Source organism: Dyadobacter psychrophilus (assembly GCF_900167945.1).
Classification (GTDB): Bacteria; Bacteroidota; Bacteroidia; order Cytophagales; family Spirosomataceae; genus Dyadobacter; species Dyadobacter psychrophilus.
This window is the reverse complement of record NZ_FUZA01000003.1, coordinates 336,785-350,666: the sequence shown is the minus strand read 5'-3', so window position 1 is coordinate 350,666 and position 13,882 is coordinate 336,785. Positions and strand designations below refer to the sequence as shown.

General features: G+C 43.9%; 11 protein-coding genes. 3 read left to right on the top strand and 8 right to left on the bottom strand.

Annotated elements, in window-relative coordinates; all coding sequences use genetic code 11:
- Positions 1 to 17: 17 nt before the first annotated feature.
- From B5X68_RS15290 to B5X68_RS15275, 4 genes are all read right to left on the bottom strand, one after another.
- Positions 18 to 974, bottom strand: a complete 957-nt coding sequence (locus tag B5X68_RS15290; protein ID WP_082215612.1) for an isopenicillin N synthase family dioxygenase — start codon at positions 972 to 974, stop codon at positions 18 to 20.
- Positions 975 to 1,065: 91 nt separating this feature from the next.
- Positions 1,066 to 1,920: a sugar phosphate isomerase/epimerase family protein gene (locus B5X68_RS15285; protein ID WP_082215611.1), complete on the bottom strand. Its 855-nt coding sequence runs from the start codon at positions 1,918 to 1,920 to the stop codon at positions 1,066 to 1,068.
- A gap of 69 nt (positions 1,921 to 1,989) precedes the next feature.
- Positions 1,990 to 3,366 (bottom strand): M16 family metallopeptidase, encoded by a 1,377-nt coding sequence (locus B5X68_RS15280; RefSeq protein ID WP_082215610.1) that lies wholly within the window; start codon positions 3,364 to 3,366, stop codon positions 1,990 to 1,992.
- A gap of 40 nt (positions 3,367 to 3,406) precedes the next feature.
- A complete protein-coding gene (locus B5X68_RS15275) occupies positions 3,407 to 4,726 on the bottom strand; it encodes a M16 family metallopeptidase (RefSeq protein WP_082215609.1) in 1,320 nt (439 codons plus the stop codon).
- Positions 4,727 to 4,823: 97 nt separating this feature from the next.
- Between B5X68_RS15275 and B5X68_RS15270 the strand changes: the two genes are divergently transcribed.
- Entirely contained in the window at positions 4,824 to 5,621 is a 798-nt protein-coding gene (locus tag B5X68_RS15270) for an endonuclease/exonuclease/phosphatase family protein (protein WP_082215608.1), read from the top strand.
- Here B5X68_RS15270 and B5X68_RS15265 read toward each other — a convergent pair.
- Positions 5,589 to 7,328: a VRR-NUC domain-containing protein gene (locus B5X68_RS15265; RefSeq protein ID WP_082215607.1), complete on the bottom strand. Its 1,740-nt coding sequence runs from the start codon at positions 7,326 to 7,328 to the stop codon at positions 5,589 to 5,591. The genes B5X68_RS15270 and B5X68_RS15265 overlap by 33 nt on opposite strands.
- 266 nt (positions 7,329 to 7,594) lie before the next feature.
- Between B5X68_RS15265 and B5X68_RS15260 the strand changes: the two genes are divergently transcribed.
- Complete coding sequence (locus tag B5X68_RS15260; protein ID WP_082215606.1) at positions 7,595 to 8,785, top strand: phosphoglycerate kinase; 1,191 nt, start codon at positions 7,595 to 7,597, stop codon at positions 8,783 to 8,785.
- A gap of 133 nt (positions 8,786 to 8,918) precedes the next feature.
- Here B5X68_RS15260 and B5X68_RS15255 read toward each other — a convergent pair whose 3' ends face one another.
- Complete coding sequence (locus tag B5X68_RS15255) at positions 8,919 to 11,375, bottom strand: TonB-dependent receptor (protein WP_082215605.1); 2,457 nt, start codon at positions 11,373 to 11,375, stop codon at positions 8,919 to 8,921.
- Positions 11,376 to 11,668: 293 nt separating this feature from the next.
- The gene (locus tag B5X68_RS15250; protein WP_026628253.1) at positions 11,669 to 11,860 is read right to left on the bottom strand and encodes a cold-shock protein; all 192 of its coding nucleotides are present in this window, start codon (positions 11,858 to 11,860) and stop codon (positions 11,669 to 11,671) included.
- A gap of 178 nt (positions 11,861 to 12,038) precedes the next feature.
- On the opposite strand from B5X68_RS15250, the gene guaA reads away from it, so the two are divergent.
- Positions 12,039 to 13,568, top strand: coding sequence for a glutamine-hydrolyzing GMP synthase (guaA, locus tag B5X68_RS15245; RefSeq protein WP_082215604.1), 1,530 nt, complete (start codon positions 12,039 to 12,041; stop codon positions 13,566 to 13,568).
- Positions 13,569 to 13,623: 55 nt separating this feature from the next.
- Here the strand turns inward: guaA and B5X68_RS15240 are convergent, their stop codons facing one another.
- Positions 13,624 to 13,788, bottom strand: coding sequence for a DUF1328 family protein (locus B5X68_RS15240; protein ID WP_026628251.1), 165 nt, complete (start codon positions 13,786 to 13,788; stop codon positions 13,624 to 13,626).
- Between the last annotated feature and the right edge of the window lie 94 nt (positions 13,789 to 13,882).

Here is a 13,882-nt window from a genome sequence, read left to right as displayed (position 1 = left end):
GCCAAGCGTTTTGCAGGTTATTTTTTTAAACCCAGTTCTCTCAATCGTTCGTCCAGAAATTCTCCCGCGGTCATATTAGTATATAATTTGGGAAACTCTTGCGACACACAACTTTCCAAACTCGTAAGATCCATATCGGCGCGTGGATGCATAAAAAACGGGATTGAATAGCGCGACGTGCCCATTTTTTCACGCGGCGGATTTACCACCCGGTGAATGGTCGACTTCAATTTGTGGTTTGTAAGCCTGTCCAGCATATCGCCTACATTCACCACAATCTGATCCGGAAGCGCGGTGATAGCAATCCATTCTCCGTCTCGCCGAAGCACTTCCAATCCCTCAGCGCTGGCTCCCATCAGCAATGTAATGAGGTTAATGTCGCCGTGTGCTGCCGCTCGCACTGCTCCTTCCGGCACTAGTTCGGGGTTCGGGATTGGGAAATAATGTAATGCACGGAGCAGGCTGTCGCCGTTTTTGATTTTGTCTTCAAAATAATCCTCGGGCAAATTCAGATATATCGCGATGGCGCGCAGAAGCATCTTTCCGGCATTTTCAAATGTGTGGTAAACCTCTAATGTATATTTTTCAAACTCGGGCAGCTCTTCGGGAAAAATGTTGGAAGGCATACTGCCGATGGGATCAGGTTGGCCAATGTGGTAAAATTCCTTTAAATCAGCCACTTTGAATCCTTTTGCGGTTTCTTTTCCCTTACCAATGTAACCTCTTTGCCCAAACAATTCAGCGAATTCATATTTCTTTTTGACCTCATCCGGCAGCGCAAAAAACTGCTTTACCGTTTCATAAAGCTCGTTCCGTAATGTATCGCTGAGGCCGTGATTTTTTATTGCTACAAATCCAATGTTGGTAAAGGCCTCACCCAGGTCAGCCACAAACTGCTTTTTTTGTTCAGTATTTCCTGAGGTGAAATCTGCCAAATCCAGCGACGGGACTTGATTTAATAATGCTGGTTCCATAAGATTCTTTTTTGGTGCAAAGTAAAAAACTATCCGCAGACAAGTCCACAGATAGTTTGTATACTTTTAAAGAAAGACTAATGAGTTACTGCTATTCCTTAATACCCTTGATGTAAGCGATCGTCTGAGGGATTTGTTTTAGATACGAAGGACTTTCGTCTTCAATAAAATAATGCTTGATACCCACCTTTTTAGCGGCTTTCAAAGTGGCCGGAATGTCGATGGAGCCGGTTCCCAGTGCCACATCGTTCGTGGTTGGCGTGCCGCCTGACAGGTTGCCTACGACACCTTTTTTGAGATCTTTCAAGTGCATCAACTTCCACCGTGTAGGATATTTAAGAAGTAATTTTGCCGGATCCTGACCAGGGAAAGCGGTCCACAGCACGTCCATTTCGAAATTGACATACTCAGGGTTTGTGTTTTTTACGATGTAATCAAACAATGTTCCATCCTCATAGGGCTCGAACTCGTAGCCGTGGTTGTGGTAAGTCAGCTCAATGCCAGCTTCTTTAAGTTCTTTGCCCGCTTTATTGAAGTCAGCGACTGCTTTTTTAGCTGTTTCGAGGTCAAATTTGCCTTTATGAGGAATCCAGGCAACCATTACATATTTGGCACCCAAGACTTTTGCATCTTTGATCGTCTGTTCGCTGCTTTCAGCCAATTTGTTGTAATCGGCACCAATCGATACCATCTTAATGCCACGCTTGTCCAGCTGCTTGCGCAACTCTTCGGTTGTCATCCCTTTGATCGGGCCGCCTTCCATTTCAGTAACGCCCAATGACTTGATTGTGTCCAATGTCGCTTCGATCCCTTTGTCCCAGCTCCCACGGAATGTGTATGCCTGCAAGCCGATTGGATTTGTGTAAACATTTCCCTGGGCTAAAAGATCGGTCTGACTCGTAAAGGCTGCGGCTGCAAAGAGACAGGTTTTCAACAGTTTGTTCATATAATAATGGTTTTGTTTTTTCTTGTTTGGCTGCCAACTTGCATAAAAGCCCCGGCAATGTTAGTTATACTAAAACCCATCCGCCTTGATCTGCTTTTCGGTCAGTTCGCCGTATTTCTTGACCGAATCACGTATTTCACTTGCCTTGCCTACCATAACGAATTGCAGCTTGTCTTTGGGGAAGTAAGTCGCGATTATTTGTTTGGTTTGCTCGGTCGTCAGGCCGTCCACTTTTGCCTGAAATGTGTTGATGTAATTTTCGTCGAAATTGTAAATGTGCATGTCAGTGAGCAGTCTGGCCAATGCGCCAGCGGACTCGTATGCGGGCGGAAAACTGCCTTTTACGTATGCCTTGGCCGATTTCAGTATTTCGTCATTGATGCCAGTTTTGTGTAAACTATCTAAAACCTGCAAAGCCATATCCACAGCCGGAACCGTTGTCGAGTTTTTGGTAAATGTGCTGATCGAGAATGTTCCTGCGAATTTGTAACGGGTAAAACTGCTCCTTGCGCCATAAGTAAGTCCTGAATTTACACGCAATGCATCATTCAGCCAGGAAGTGAAGCGGCCGCCAAGAATAGTGTTCACGACCAGAACGGGCACATAATCCGCTGAATTGTAATCGATTCCCTTGCCTGCAATAAGGAAAGTTGTTTCTCTTGCATCGGGCTTGTCAACCAGCAATACACGGCTTTTGTCAAATTCCAGATCGGGGGCGACGCGTTTCACCATGCGGTAAGGCGCTGTTTTCCAGGAGCCGAACATTGCGGTCACTTTTTTCTTCATATCAGCTGCTTTGAAATCACCTACAATGGCGATGGCGCCGCGTCCGGAAGTGTAATTTCCTTCATAAAAAGCCTTTGCATCTGCTGCTGAAAGTTTTTCAATGGTCGTGGGCGTGCCGCCGCCAGGTGTTGCATAGGGGAAGTCTTTGAACATGAATGCATTCATATAGGCGTTGATCACGGCCCGCGGGCTTTCCTTTTCTCTGACCAATTCCTGCGTGAGGCGTTGCTTGTGCTTGTCAAATTCCGTTTTGTCAAAAACCGGGTGCATGATCACTTGCTGGATAATGTCAAAAAGCTTTTCCTGATCCTTGGCAGCAAAAGAGGAGGTCAAACCGGCTAAGTCTTTGGCTGCGTAGGTGTTAATGCTTGCGCCTACGAAATCGGTCATTTCTTCGATCTGCGGTTTTGTATATTTTTCAGTGCCAAAAAGCAATGCATCGGCAGTAATGCCTGCAAGGCCGTAGCGCTCGCCATCATTGATAGAACCCGCATCGAAAACGGCCGAAACATTGATCAGCGGAACTTCGTGCTGCTCCATCAGGAAAACGGTCAGGCCGTTTTTAAGCTTGAATTTCTCGAAAGGCGGCACTTTAAAATTGTTTTGTGCTGAGGCTGAAAGCGTGAGCAGCGCCAGGAACACAAATAGTATCTTTTTCATATCTCAAATTTTATGAATGAATGTCGGTTTGAAGAGGATGTTATTTAGATTTCTCGGGAATCAGATAACCGACGGTACGGTTGCGGTCGGTGAAATACTTGGCGGCAACGCGCTTAATGTCTTCCACGGTCACCTTTTTATACAAATCCGGCGCTTCAAACATCTTTTTATAATCCCCAAAAAACACGTCATAACTTCCCAGACTATTGGCTTTTCCGTTAATAGTTTCCAGTGTGTGATAGAATTCCATCAGCTTCTGGTTTTTCACTTTTTGAAGTTCTTCATCTTTCACGCCGTTTTTAATCACCATATCTATTTGATTATCAATTGCCTTTTCCAGATCTGGCGCGCTAACATTATTCCCAGCAATGGCATAAATGATGAACAGACTAGGATCGAAACTTTGGTCTGTAAAACTGGAAACATTGGTCGCTATTGTGGAATCCATTACCAGCGATTTGGTAAGTCTCGAAGAATTCCCGGAGGTTAATAAGCTGCTTAATAAATCCAGTGCATAGAAGTCTTCATGTTTGGTTTCCGGCACATGGTAGGCCATCAGAATGTTCGGCGTCGCAATGTCTTTGTAAGCCGTAACGCGTCTTTCACCGTTTTGCGGCGGTTCAACCGTCCTGATTTTAGGCGGCAAACCTCTTGCCGGAATAGGCGCCATGTATTGGTCAGCCATTTTTTTGACCTGTTCCAAAGTGACATCGCCAACCACCACAACCGTCGCGTTGTTAGGTGAATAGTAAGTTTTGAAATAGTTTTCCAAATCCTCCTGCGTCCAGCTTTTAATGTCGGATTCAAAGCCAATCACTGGAAACATATAAGGATGTTCCTGAAATGCAACGGATTGTACAAGCTCGCCTATGAGCCTGTAATTGCTGTTTTCCAAGCCCGTACTGCGTTCAGAAAGCACCACGCCGCGTTCGCTTTCCACCATTTTTGGGTCAATGGATAAGCTGGCAATGCGGTCGGATTCGAGTTTGAAGATCGGTTCTAAGGCATCTTTCTGGAACCAGTCGGTGTAGACTGTTACATTTTCACTGGTATATGCATTATTGGAACCGCCGTTGGCTTCCATAAAACGGTCAAACTCTTTCGGGCCGAAGTTTTTGGAACCATTGAACATCATATGCTCGAAGAAATGGGATAAGCCCGTAATGCCATGCACCTCATTGCGCGAACCCACTTTCCAGAACAGATACATGTTCGCATTGGGAATGGATTTGTCTTCCAGCACGAGAAATTTCATGCCGTTTTCCAATGTGAAAGTTTTCACATCCTCCGGTTTAGTTTGCGCGAAGGACATCCCGAAACCGGCCATGAGCGCGGCGGTTAGCAGTATTTTCTTTATCATTTGATTAAGCTTAGTTAATTGATGTGTAATGATAGCGATTGGATTTAAATCTATCCACTACTTTTGGGTCTTCCATATCCTAATCCTTAAATTCTTTATGAAAAATAGCCTTTTTAGTCTGCTTATCCTGCTTGCTGTCGCTGTATTTGCACAAGCGGGGCCGGATAAACCCGTTAAGAAATTCAAGTTTAAGGTGATGACTTACAACATTCACCATTGTAACCCGCCGTCCGCCGGGGACAAAATTGATGTAGAAGCCATCGCAAAGGTCATTATTGCCGAGAAACCCGATTTTGTAGCATTGCAGGAAGTGGATGTTAACACGGAACGTTCAGGCAAAGGAAAAAACCAGGCGCAGCAATTGGCGGCATTAACCGGCATGAAATTCTATTTTTCCAAAGCCATCGACCACCAGGGGGGAGATTATGGCGTTGCTGTTTTGAGCAAATATCAGATTGAAGATTCTGTAAGATATGCATTGCCGATCCATGCCGACAAACCCGAAGAAAACCGCACAGTCGCTGCAATTACTGTTACATTGCCCAACAAGCAAAAGATCATTTTCGCCAGCACGCATTTGGGCTTGAAAGAGCCTAACCGTCTCCTGCAAGCAGAAACGATCATGGAAAAGCTGGGTAAGACAGAACTTCCGATGATCTTAGCAGGTGATTTTAATGCTGTTCCCGAGAGCCCGGTTATCGCTTATTCCGATAAATATTTTACCCGAACCTGCTCCGATTGCAAGCCCACGATTCCCGTTGAAATGCCCAATAAAACAATTGACTTCATCATGTTTAAGAAAGGAAGTAAATTGAAAGGTGCTGATACAAAGGTGATTGATGAAAAATACGCTTCCGATCACTTACCCGTTGTCGCCAGTTTCGAGATCGATTGAAACTTCGTCTTTCAGCCATTTCACGCGGACAATGCGGCTTTGCACATTGTGCTCTTTGAAGAAATGCTGCCAGTGTAACTGCCTGGACGACAGGTGATCCGTTGGTGATTTGATTTCAATAAATGCATATTCCGTTTCATTCCAAACCAGCAAATCGGGGAAGCCGCGTGTGTTTTCCCGCAAGTTTAAGGCAATTTCCATCATGACTAAGTGGATCTGCTCTGGGCTTAAAAGTGAAATTAATACGAGCACTTTTTCCAAAGCGCCCTCATACCAGGGCACGAGGACATTGGTAATGCCGTATTTTTCCATGTAAGTCTGCGTCACCAGCTCTTCGATAATTTCTTTGGAATGCGCTGCTTGCAACCTTTCTTTAAGTCGATCGGCTCTTTTAAAATAAAAATCGGGAAGGAAAAAATCGGTGGGGACACGTTGCAGTGGATTGTGGATGGTCTGCACGTTGGTGTCATAAATCGCGTCCCAAAACAGCAGCCCGAATAACGTCCGCCAAGGCTCATTTTCACTGAAAAATGCTTGATAACCGCGTTCTCTATAATAATGTATGGCACCCAATTCCACCTGGTAACGATACATGATCGGCACTTCAATGGCTTCCGCAGCTTTTAGCGCCTGCGTCGTGCGCTTGATGATCCGGCTCTTTTTATTTTTGATCCTTTCGTAAAAATCCATGCTGAAATAGCGCTCGTCCGCATTTTGCGGATTTTCTGCTATTTCCTCACAAAGCGCCAGCGCTTCATCAATTTCACCCAGGTTATAAAGCAAACGAACACGTCGTTCTCGCGCCGGGGCATCATTGGTAAGCTGGTAAATACTCAGCGCCTGCGACAGCATTTTCTTCCGTTCAAGCCAGGCGCTTACTCTGAGAATGAACATGTTGAATGATGGAATGGCTTTCGGGCTTAATCCAGTTCCGCTGCCAACGTGCCAGTTCATAAACCAGTCGAAAATATCCTCTGGCGGCAGATCGGTCTTAAGCTCGTCGAAAGTTTCCTTCATCAGCGACACCATTAATGTATCGTCCACATCTTTCCGGGTGTCGAACTGAATGGCCAGATGTTGTTCGTCAAAGGAATTAAAACGCACGTGGCCCAGATCGCGGATCACAAACTCGGTCATATCGGCATTTCTGTTGCCGAAAAACAGAAATTTCATCACCATCACTTCCGCTTCGTAGGACACTTTTACAACCGGTTCGTGCGCAGTAATGATCTCGCAAAGTGTTTTGAAATCATATTCATGCATCAGCCAGCGGACCAGATCGGGCTTTTTGATGCTTTTCGAAGGCATAATGTCCGGTTCAAGCAACTTTGTAAAGAGCAAATGTTCCGGCTTGGTGAAAAGCTCCATAATTTCCGCGAAACGAACTTCATGCGCGTCACAAAGCGACTCAATGAAATCTTTTTCCAAAAGCTCATTTAACACAGCCGGCAGGTCATTTATTTCGGAATAGGAGAGGTTGTTTACCCTGAAAAATGATTTGCTGCGGTTGCTGAAACGGATAAACAAGCATTGCGCATCCTCAGAAAGCGAGTCGTAATCATTCAAAAAACGCAGCTCATTTTCATTCAAAACATGGGCATAACGCTTCCTGACAAATTCCAGAACGTAGCTGAAATACTCGTGATAATATTTGGGTGGAAGATCCGTCGGAAACTCGATATTCTGCACGTAAGGATTCGGAAGCACTTCGATAAAAACGGATTGTTGCGATTCAATTTAAAATTAAAGTTACCAAATTAAAGCCTTTTGAGGAATAATTCCCGCCCACTTTTTGCCATTATGTGCAAGTTCTGTGAAAAGGATTGAAATTTCGTAAATGCTTAAATTTTAGAAAAATTGATAGTATAAATTGCATTATACCTATTACAAATGCCGCAATTTCCTGATATCATAGTATATAATAAAGAAATTGGATTACATTTGCTGACTATGGAAAACAATTTTACCTGCCCATGACAACATTAGATTCGTACGATTTTTCAGGCAAAAAAGCCTTAGTCCGCGTGGACTTTAATGTTCCGCTTAATGACAAATTTGAGATCACGGACGACACCCGGATCAAAGCAACAATCCCAACTATCAGTAAAATTCTTAATGATGGAGGTTCTGTCATTCTGATGTCGCATTTGGGACGCCCTAAGGACGGACCAACTGAAAAATATTCCCTTAAACACCTTGTAAATCCATTATCGCTAATCCTTGGCCGCACTGTGAAGTTTGCCGATGACAGCATTGGACAAAGTGCCACTGAACTTGCAGCTTCTTTGAACGCAGGTGAAGTTTTATTGTTGGAAAATCTTCGTTTTTATAAAGAAGAAGAAAAAGGTGACGAAGCATTTGCAGAAAAGCTGTCCAAACTGGGTGATGTGTGGGTAATGGATGCATTTGGAACAGCACACCGCGCACACGCTTCAACGGCTGTGATCGGTAAGTTTTTCCAGGATAAGGTTTGTGGTTATGTAATGCAGGCTGAGCTTGATAACGCTGAAAGACTTTTGGAACATTCTGAAAGACCATTTACAGCGATCATGGGCGGAGCCAAAATCTCGGATAAAATTTTGATCATCGAGCGATTGATTGACACGGTGGATAACCTGATCATCGGTGGCGGAATGTCTTATACATTTTCAAAAGCGCAAGGCGGGAGCATTGGTCAGTCACTATTAGAAGCTGACAAGCAGGATCTTACGCTTGAATTGGTTAAAAAAGCAAAAGAAAAAGGAGTTAACCTGATACTGCCTGTGGATACGGTTATTGCCGATAAATTCAGCAATGATGCGGAGCGCAAAACAGTTAAGGCTGGCGAAATTCCTGACGATTGGCAGGGATTGGACATTGGTCCTGAGACAATTAAAATTTTCTCTGAAATAATCAAAAATTCGAAAACGGTTCTTTGGAATGGTCCGATGGGCGTTTTTGAATTCCCGAATTTTGCACAGGGAACAAATGCAATTGCTGAATCAGTGGTTGCCGTTACAGAAGAAAATGATGCATTCTCATTGATCGGCGGCGGTGACTCAGCTTCTGCGATCAACAATGCAGGTTATGGAGACCGTGTAAGTTATGTGTCAACCGGTGGCGGTGCATTGCTTGAATATATGGAAGGCAAAGTGCTTCCAGGCGTTGCTGCATTGGAAGCTTAGGCTTTTAGTGATATTTTAAAGAACAGTTTGGTTAAAAAATAAGAAAACCATCTCGCATAGCGCGGGATGGTTTTTCTGCATAACAAACCTAACTAATTTATGAACACGGGCCTCGATTGGCCGGAATTCCAATTTAACCTCCGCTGTTTGCACGTTTCTGAAGCTCATCAGATCCCGTGTTGCGCTGGCGGGCGCCTTTTACATTTTGATTACCAAAATTGTAAGTAAATGTAAGTCTGAACTGGCGGCTCGGCCACTCGGACTTCACTTTGAAATCGATGTCTTTGTAAATCGCAGTTCCGTTAAACCGGTTGGTCCAGAAAATGTCATTTACATTCAGACGGATCGTTCCTTTTTTGTTTAAAATGTTCTTTTGCAAACCTGCATTCACCATTCCCATCGGGTTTGCGGCATACAATCCGTAAAATGCTCTACTGTTATACCATCCGGAGACCTCAGCGGACCATCCTTTCCCCAAAGTAATTTGATTACTGGCATACATATTCCAGGAAGCCTGCTTGATTTCGAGCTGCTGATCGAGGTAAATTGAATTGTATGCATTGTAAACTCCGGTAAAGTTTGCTTGCAGATTCCACCATTTCGTGAATTTAATTGGGAAGGAAACGGTCAAACTCACATTATCCTGATTGTCCAGGTTATCTGATGTTACAAATGTTTTGTTTTCGGAAGCGATCTGTTGCGGAAGCTCATCAGCGATCATATCCTTGATCCGGCTGTAAGCAAGCGTTGTGTTAATCGTGTTTTTGTATACGTGTACGAGTTGGAATGAATTGGTGTACTGCGGTTTAAGATTCGGGTTTCCTTTTTGGAATGTATACGGATCCAGGTAAAATTCGAATGGGTTAAGCGACTGATAATTAGGACGGTCAATGCGGCGGCTGTAAGAAAGATTCAGCACATTGTTTGTATCCAGTTGTTGTGAGAGAAAAACACTGGGGAACAGGTTTACATAATTTCTGTCGCGTTTCTCATTCAATGTCAGGGAGTTACCGATTGAATGCGTATGCTCGCCTCGAAGACCTAGCTGATATTTTAGCTTTTTAGTGATGCTTCCGTTGTAATTTACATAGGCCGCATTCACATTTTCAGTGTATTTGAAGCGGTTTGAGCGAGTTGGGTCAAGCACCCATTCATCGACTTTTGTTTCAAAAACCATATCATTATCGGATGCCACAAAGCTCGTTTTCAAACCCGTTTCAAACTTTCCTTTGCCCAGTGGCTGCGCATAATCCAATTTTGCAACCCCAATGTTAATGTCCGAAGGCATATTGTTTCTAACCGTTTCCCGGCTGCTTCCTTCCTCCTGACCTTGGGGATTGAAATAGCGTGTATCCAGATTGCTCTTTTTGCTGCCGCTATAATTGACATAATCCACATCAAATGTCAGTTCTTTACCCTTATCATTGAATTGATGCTTTAAATTGGCATTTGCACTCACATTGTTCATTTTTCCACCATTGAAAACGTCGGTTCTGAAAGTGCGTTGCAGGCTCAGGTCCTCGTTCAGGATTCTTGTGTTTGTTTGTCCAAACGGATTGTTCCAATTGTTATAAAACCCTGAAACCAACACACCAACAGTTGTTTTGTCGGTGGCAAAATAATCAACACCAGCCCGGACATTATAATATTGTGACTTGTTGGTCCGCTCAGTTTTCTGATCAAAAATGGTCACCTTATCTTCGAAAGGAATCTTTCTGTAGATGTCGTTATTGTTGAATCCTTTGTTGAAAAAAGTGCCTCCGCTGATGAATGTGCTAAGTTTGCCGGCGCGGTGGTTAATGGTTGCCGTGGCGTTGGAGCGGCCATATTTTGCGTAAGCGGCGCCGAGGTTAATGTTCCCGTTTGTGCCATAATTCTTATTACGTTTCATCTTTATATTAATGATCCCGGAGTTTCCGGCCGCGTCGTATTTGGCAGATGGATTGGTGATCAGCTCAATTTTTTCAATGTTATCGCTGGGCGTGTTGCGGAGAAGCGTGATGAGTTCCTGTTGGGATAAAAAGGTCTGTTTTCCATCAATCTGTACAATTACGCCTTCTTTTCCGCGTAATTTGAGTTGCTCATTTTGCTGGTCAACCGTTACGCCTGGTGCGCGTTCCAACACTTCGAGTGCCGTGGCACCTGCGGAAACAATGCTGTTTTCAACATTAATGACTGTACGGTCAATTTGTTGTTCGATGAAAGGTTTTTTCGCAACAACCGTCACCTCGTTTAATGCCTGGGTGTCGGTTTTCAAGGTAATTGTGGAAAGCGCTACAACGTCGTCATTAACGGTGAAAGTTGCACTGTAACTTTTTTGGTAGCCGACCATTGAAACCAGCGTCATGAATTTTCCGCTCGGAACTTGATCGAATAGAAATTTGCCGCTTTCGTCGGCTGCAAGGCCTTTCACCAATGTGGAATCGCTTGCCTTTAATAGTAGAACATTGACAAACGGAAAGGGTTGGGCCTTTTCGTCCAGAATTGCTCCGGATACTTTTCCTTTGCCCGCAGGGCCGGGAGTGTTTTGCGCTTGCACAAAAGTTCCAGCCAGTAGCAAAGCTACAGTTAGGTTAAATAAAAATTTCATGGCTAATAGATTATGTTCAATGTCCGGCTCCGGTGCGTTAAGTTCCTCGCCGGTACATTGTAAAAGTAAGTACTTTGTATAACATAGAACCTTAGATTACACAAGTGGTTTTTATGTTACATAAGCGGATCGTGTGTGCCTGACTTCCGTTTGATAGATACAAAGGGAACAAAGAAAGTTGCACGTGGCTTGAAAAAAAGTTTAAATGGTAAAATGCCGTTGTGAATGACATTTGGGCACAAAAAAAGCCGCTTCGTGAGAAGCGGCTTTTTGCATTTTATATTAAGTCCCTATCAGGCAAGCTTAACATTGATCGCGTTAAGCCCTTTACGTCCTTCCTGAAGGTCAAAAGTAACGTCGTCATTTTCGCGAACTTCGTCAACAAGACCGGAGATGTGTACAAAATAGTCCTGTCCTGTTTCTGTGTCTTTAATAAACCCATAACCTTTTGAGTCATTAAAGAATTTAACTGTTCCTTGATTCATATTAATTATATATTGAAAATTTACGTAAAGATAGACAGATGGCAGCGTTTGTACAAATTTACATTGAAAAAATTAAAATTTTGGCAGCAAGAAGGCTTTGAGCCCCTTGTGCAATGATTGAATCCGGTTTTTTGATTTGGGTCAATTCCCCTACATTTGCGTTTTAGATAGCATTTATATGACTGAACAAATTCTGATTTTAGATTTTGGTTCGCAATACACGCAGTTAATAGCACGTCGCGTTCGTGAGCTTAATGTTTATTGTGAAATCCATCCTTACAATAATTTCCCCGATCTCACTCCCAACATCAAAGGCGTTATTCTTTCCGGAAGCCCATGTTCCGTTCGGGACGCCGATGCACCGCGTATAGATTTGGACCAGTTTCGCAAAGTAGTGCCGGTTTTGGGCGTTTGCTACGGTGCCCAGCTGATGGCACAGGAACTGGGGGGCGATGTAAAACCTTCGCAGCATCGTGAATATGGCCGTGCGCGTCTGGTTATCGACGACACGGATTCTTCCTTGCTTGCCGGTTTATCGGAGTCGTCCCAGGTTTGGATGTCTCACGGCGACACAATCGTCCGCGCTCCGAACAACTTTCACGTAATCGCTTCCACGGAATCGGTGAAAGTCGCGGCGTTCAAAATTGAAAATGAACTTACATACGGCATTCAGTTTCACCCGGAAGTTACGCATACAACTGAAGGCAAAAAGCTGATGTATAATTTCGTAGCCAAAATTTGCGGCTGCAAGCAGGACTGGACAGCCGAATCTTTTGTAGAGCAAACCATTGCCAATCTGCGCAAGAAACTGGGCAACGATAAGGTTGTAATGGCGCTTTCGGGTGGTGTTGACTCCACAGTTGCTGCTACGCTGGTGCATCAGGCGATCGGGTCGAATTTGTATTGCATATTCGTAGATAACGGCCTTTTGCGCAAAGATGAGTTTGAAGAAGTGCTTCATTCTTACCAGGATATGGGTCTTAATATTAAAGGTGTTGATTCAAAATCACATTTTTACAACTCTTTGGATGGTTTGTCAGAACCGGAAGCGAAACGTAAGGCAATTGGAAAATCCTTCATTGATATTTTCGATCAGGAAGCACACTTAATAGAAGAAGTGAAATGGCTGGGTCAGGGAACAATCTATCCTGATGTGATTGAGTCAGTTTCTATTAACGGGCCTTCTGCAACGATCAAGTCGCACCATAATGTGGGTGGTTTGCCTGATTTTATGAAGCTCAAAATCGTTGAGCCGCTTAATACATTATTTAAAGACGAAGTAAGGGCTGTTGGCCGGACACTTGGCATTGACGAAAAAATATTGGGACGTCATCCTTTCCCCGGACCTGGGCTTGCCATTCGTATTTTGGGAGAGATCACTCCTGAGAAAGTGGCGATCTTGCAGGAAGTGGATTCGATTTTTATCGGAGGACTTCGCAAATGGAATCTATACAAGGATGTTTGGCAAGCAGGAGCAATGCTTTTGCCTGTTCAGAGTGTTGGTGTAATGGGGGATGAGCGGACATATGAAAGCGTAGTCGCCCTTCGCGCTGTAACTTCTGTGGATGGAATGACGGCAGACTGGGCACATTTGCCTTATGAATTTCTTGCCGAAGTCTCCAATGACATTATTAATAAAGTGAAAGGCGTTAACCGTGTTGTTTACGACATTTCGTCGAAGCCGCCGGCAACCATTGAATGGGAATAGCATAAAAACAAAAAAAGCGGACAACGTCCGCTTTTTTAATATTGTTCCGTTAGCGTCAGGATCGCCCGACTCCACGGCTGATCAGGCTTAACACGAATAATACCAGGAATACAAAGAATAGAATTTTAGCAATTCCAGCCGCTCCGGCAGCAATTCCGCCGAAACCAAGCACTCCGGCTATAATAGCCACTATCAGAAATATTACGGTCCATCTAAGCATAATTGACAAATGGTTTAAGTTCTTAATGAAATATGAAAACTGTTTTACCAATTATGTGCCAAAAGCCGCTCAGCCGTAAAACTTCGGTTTGTAA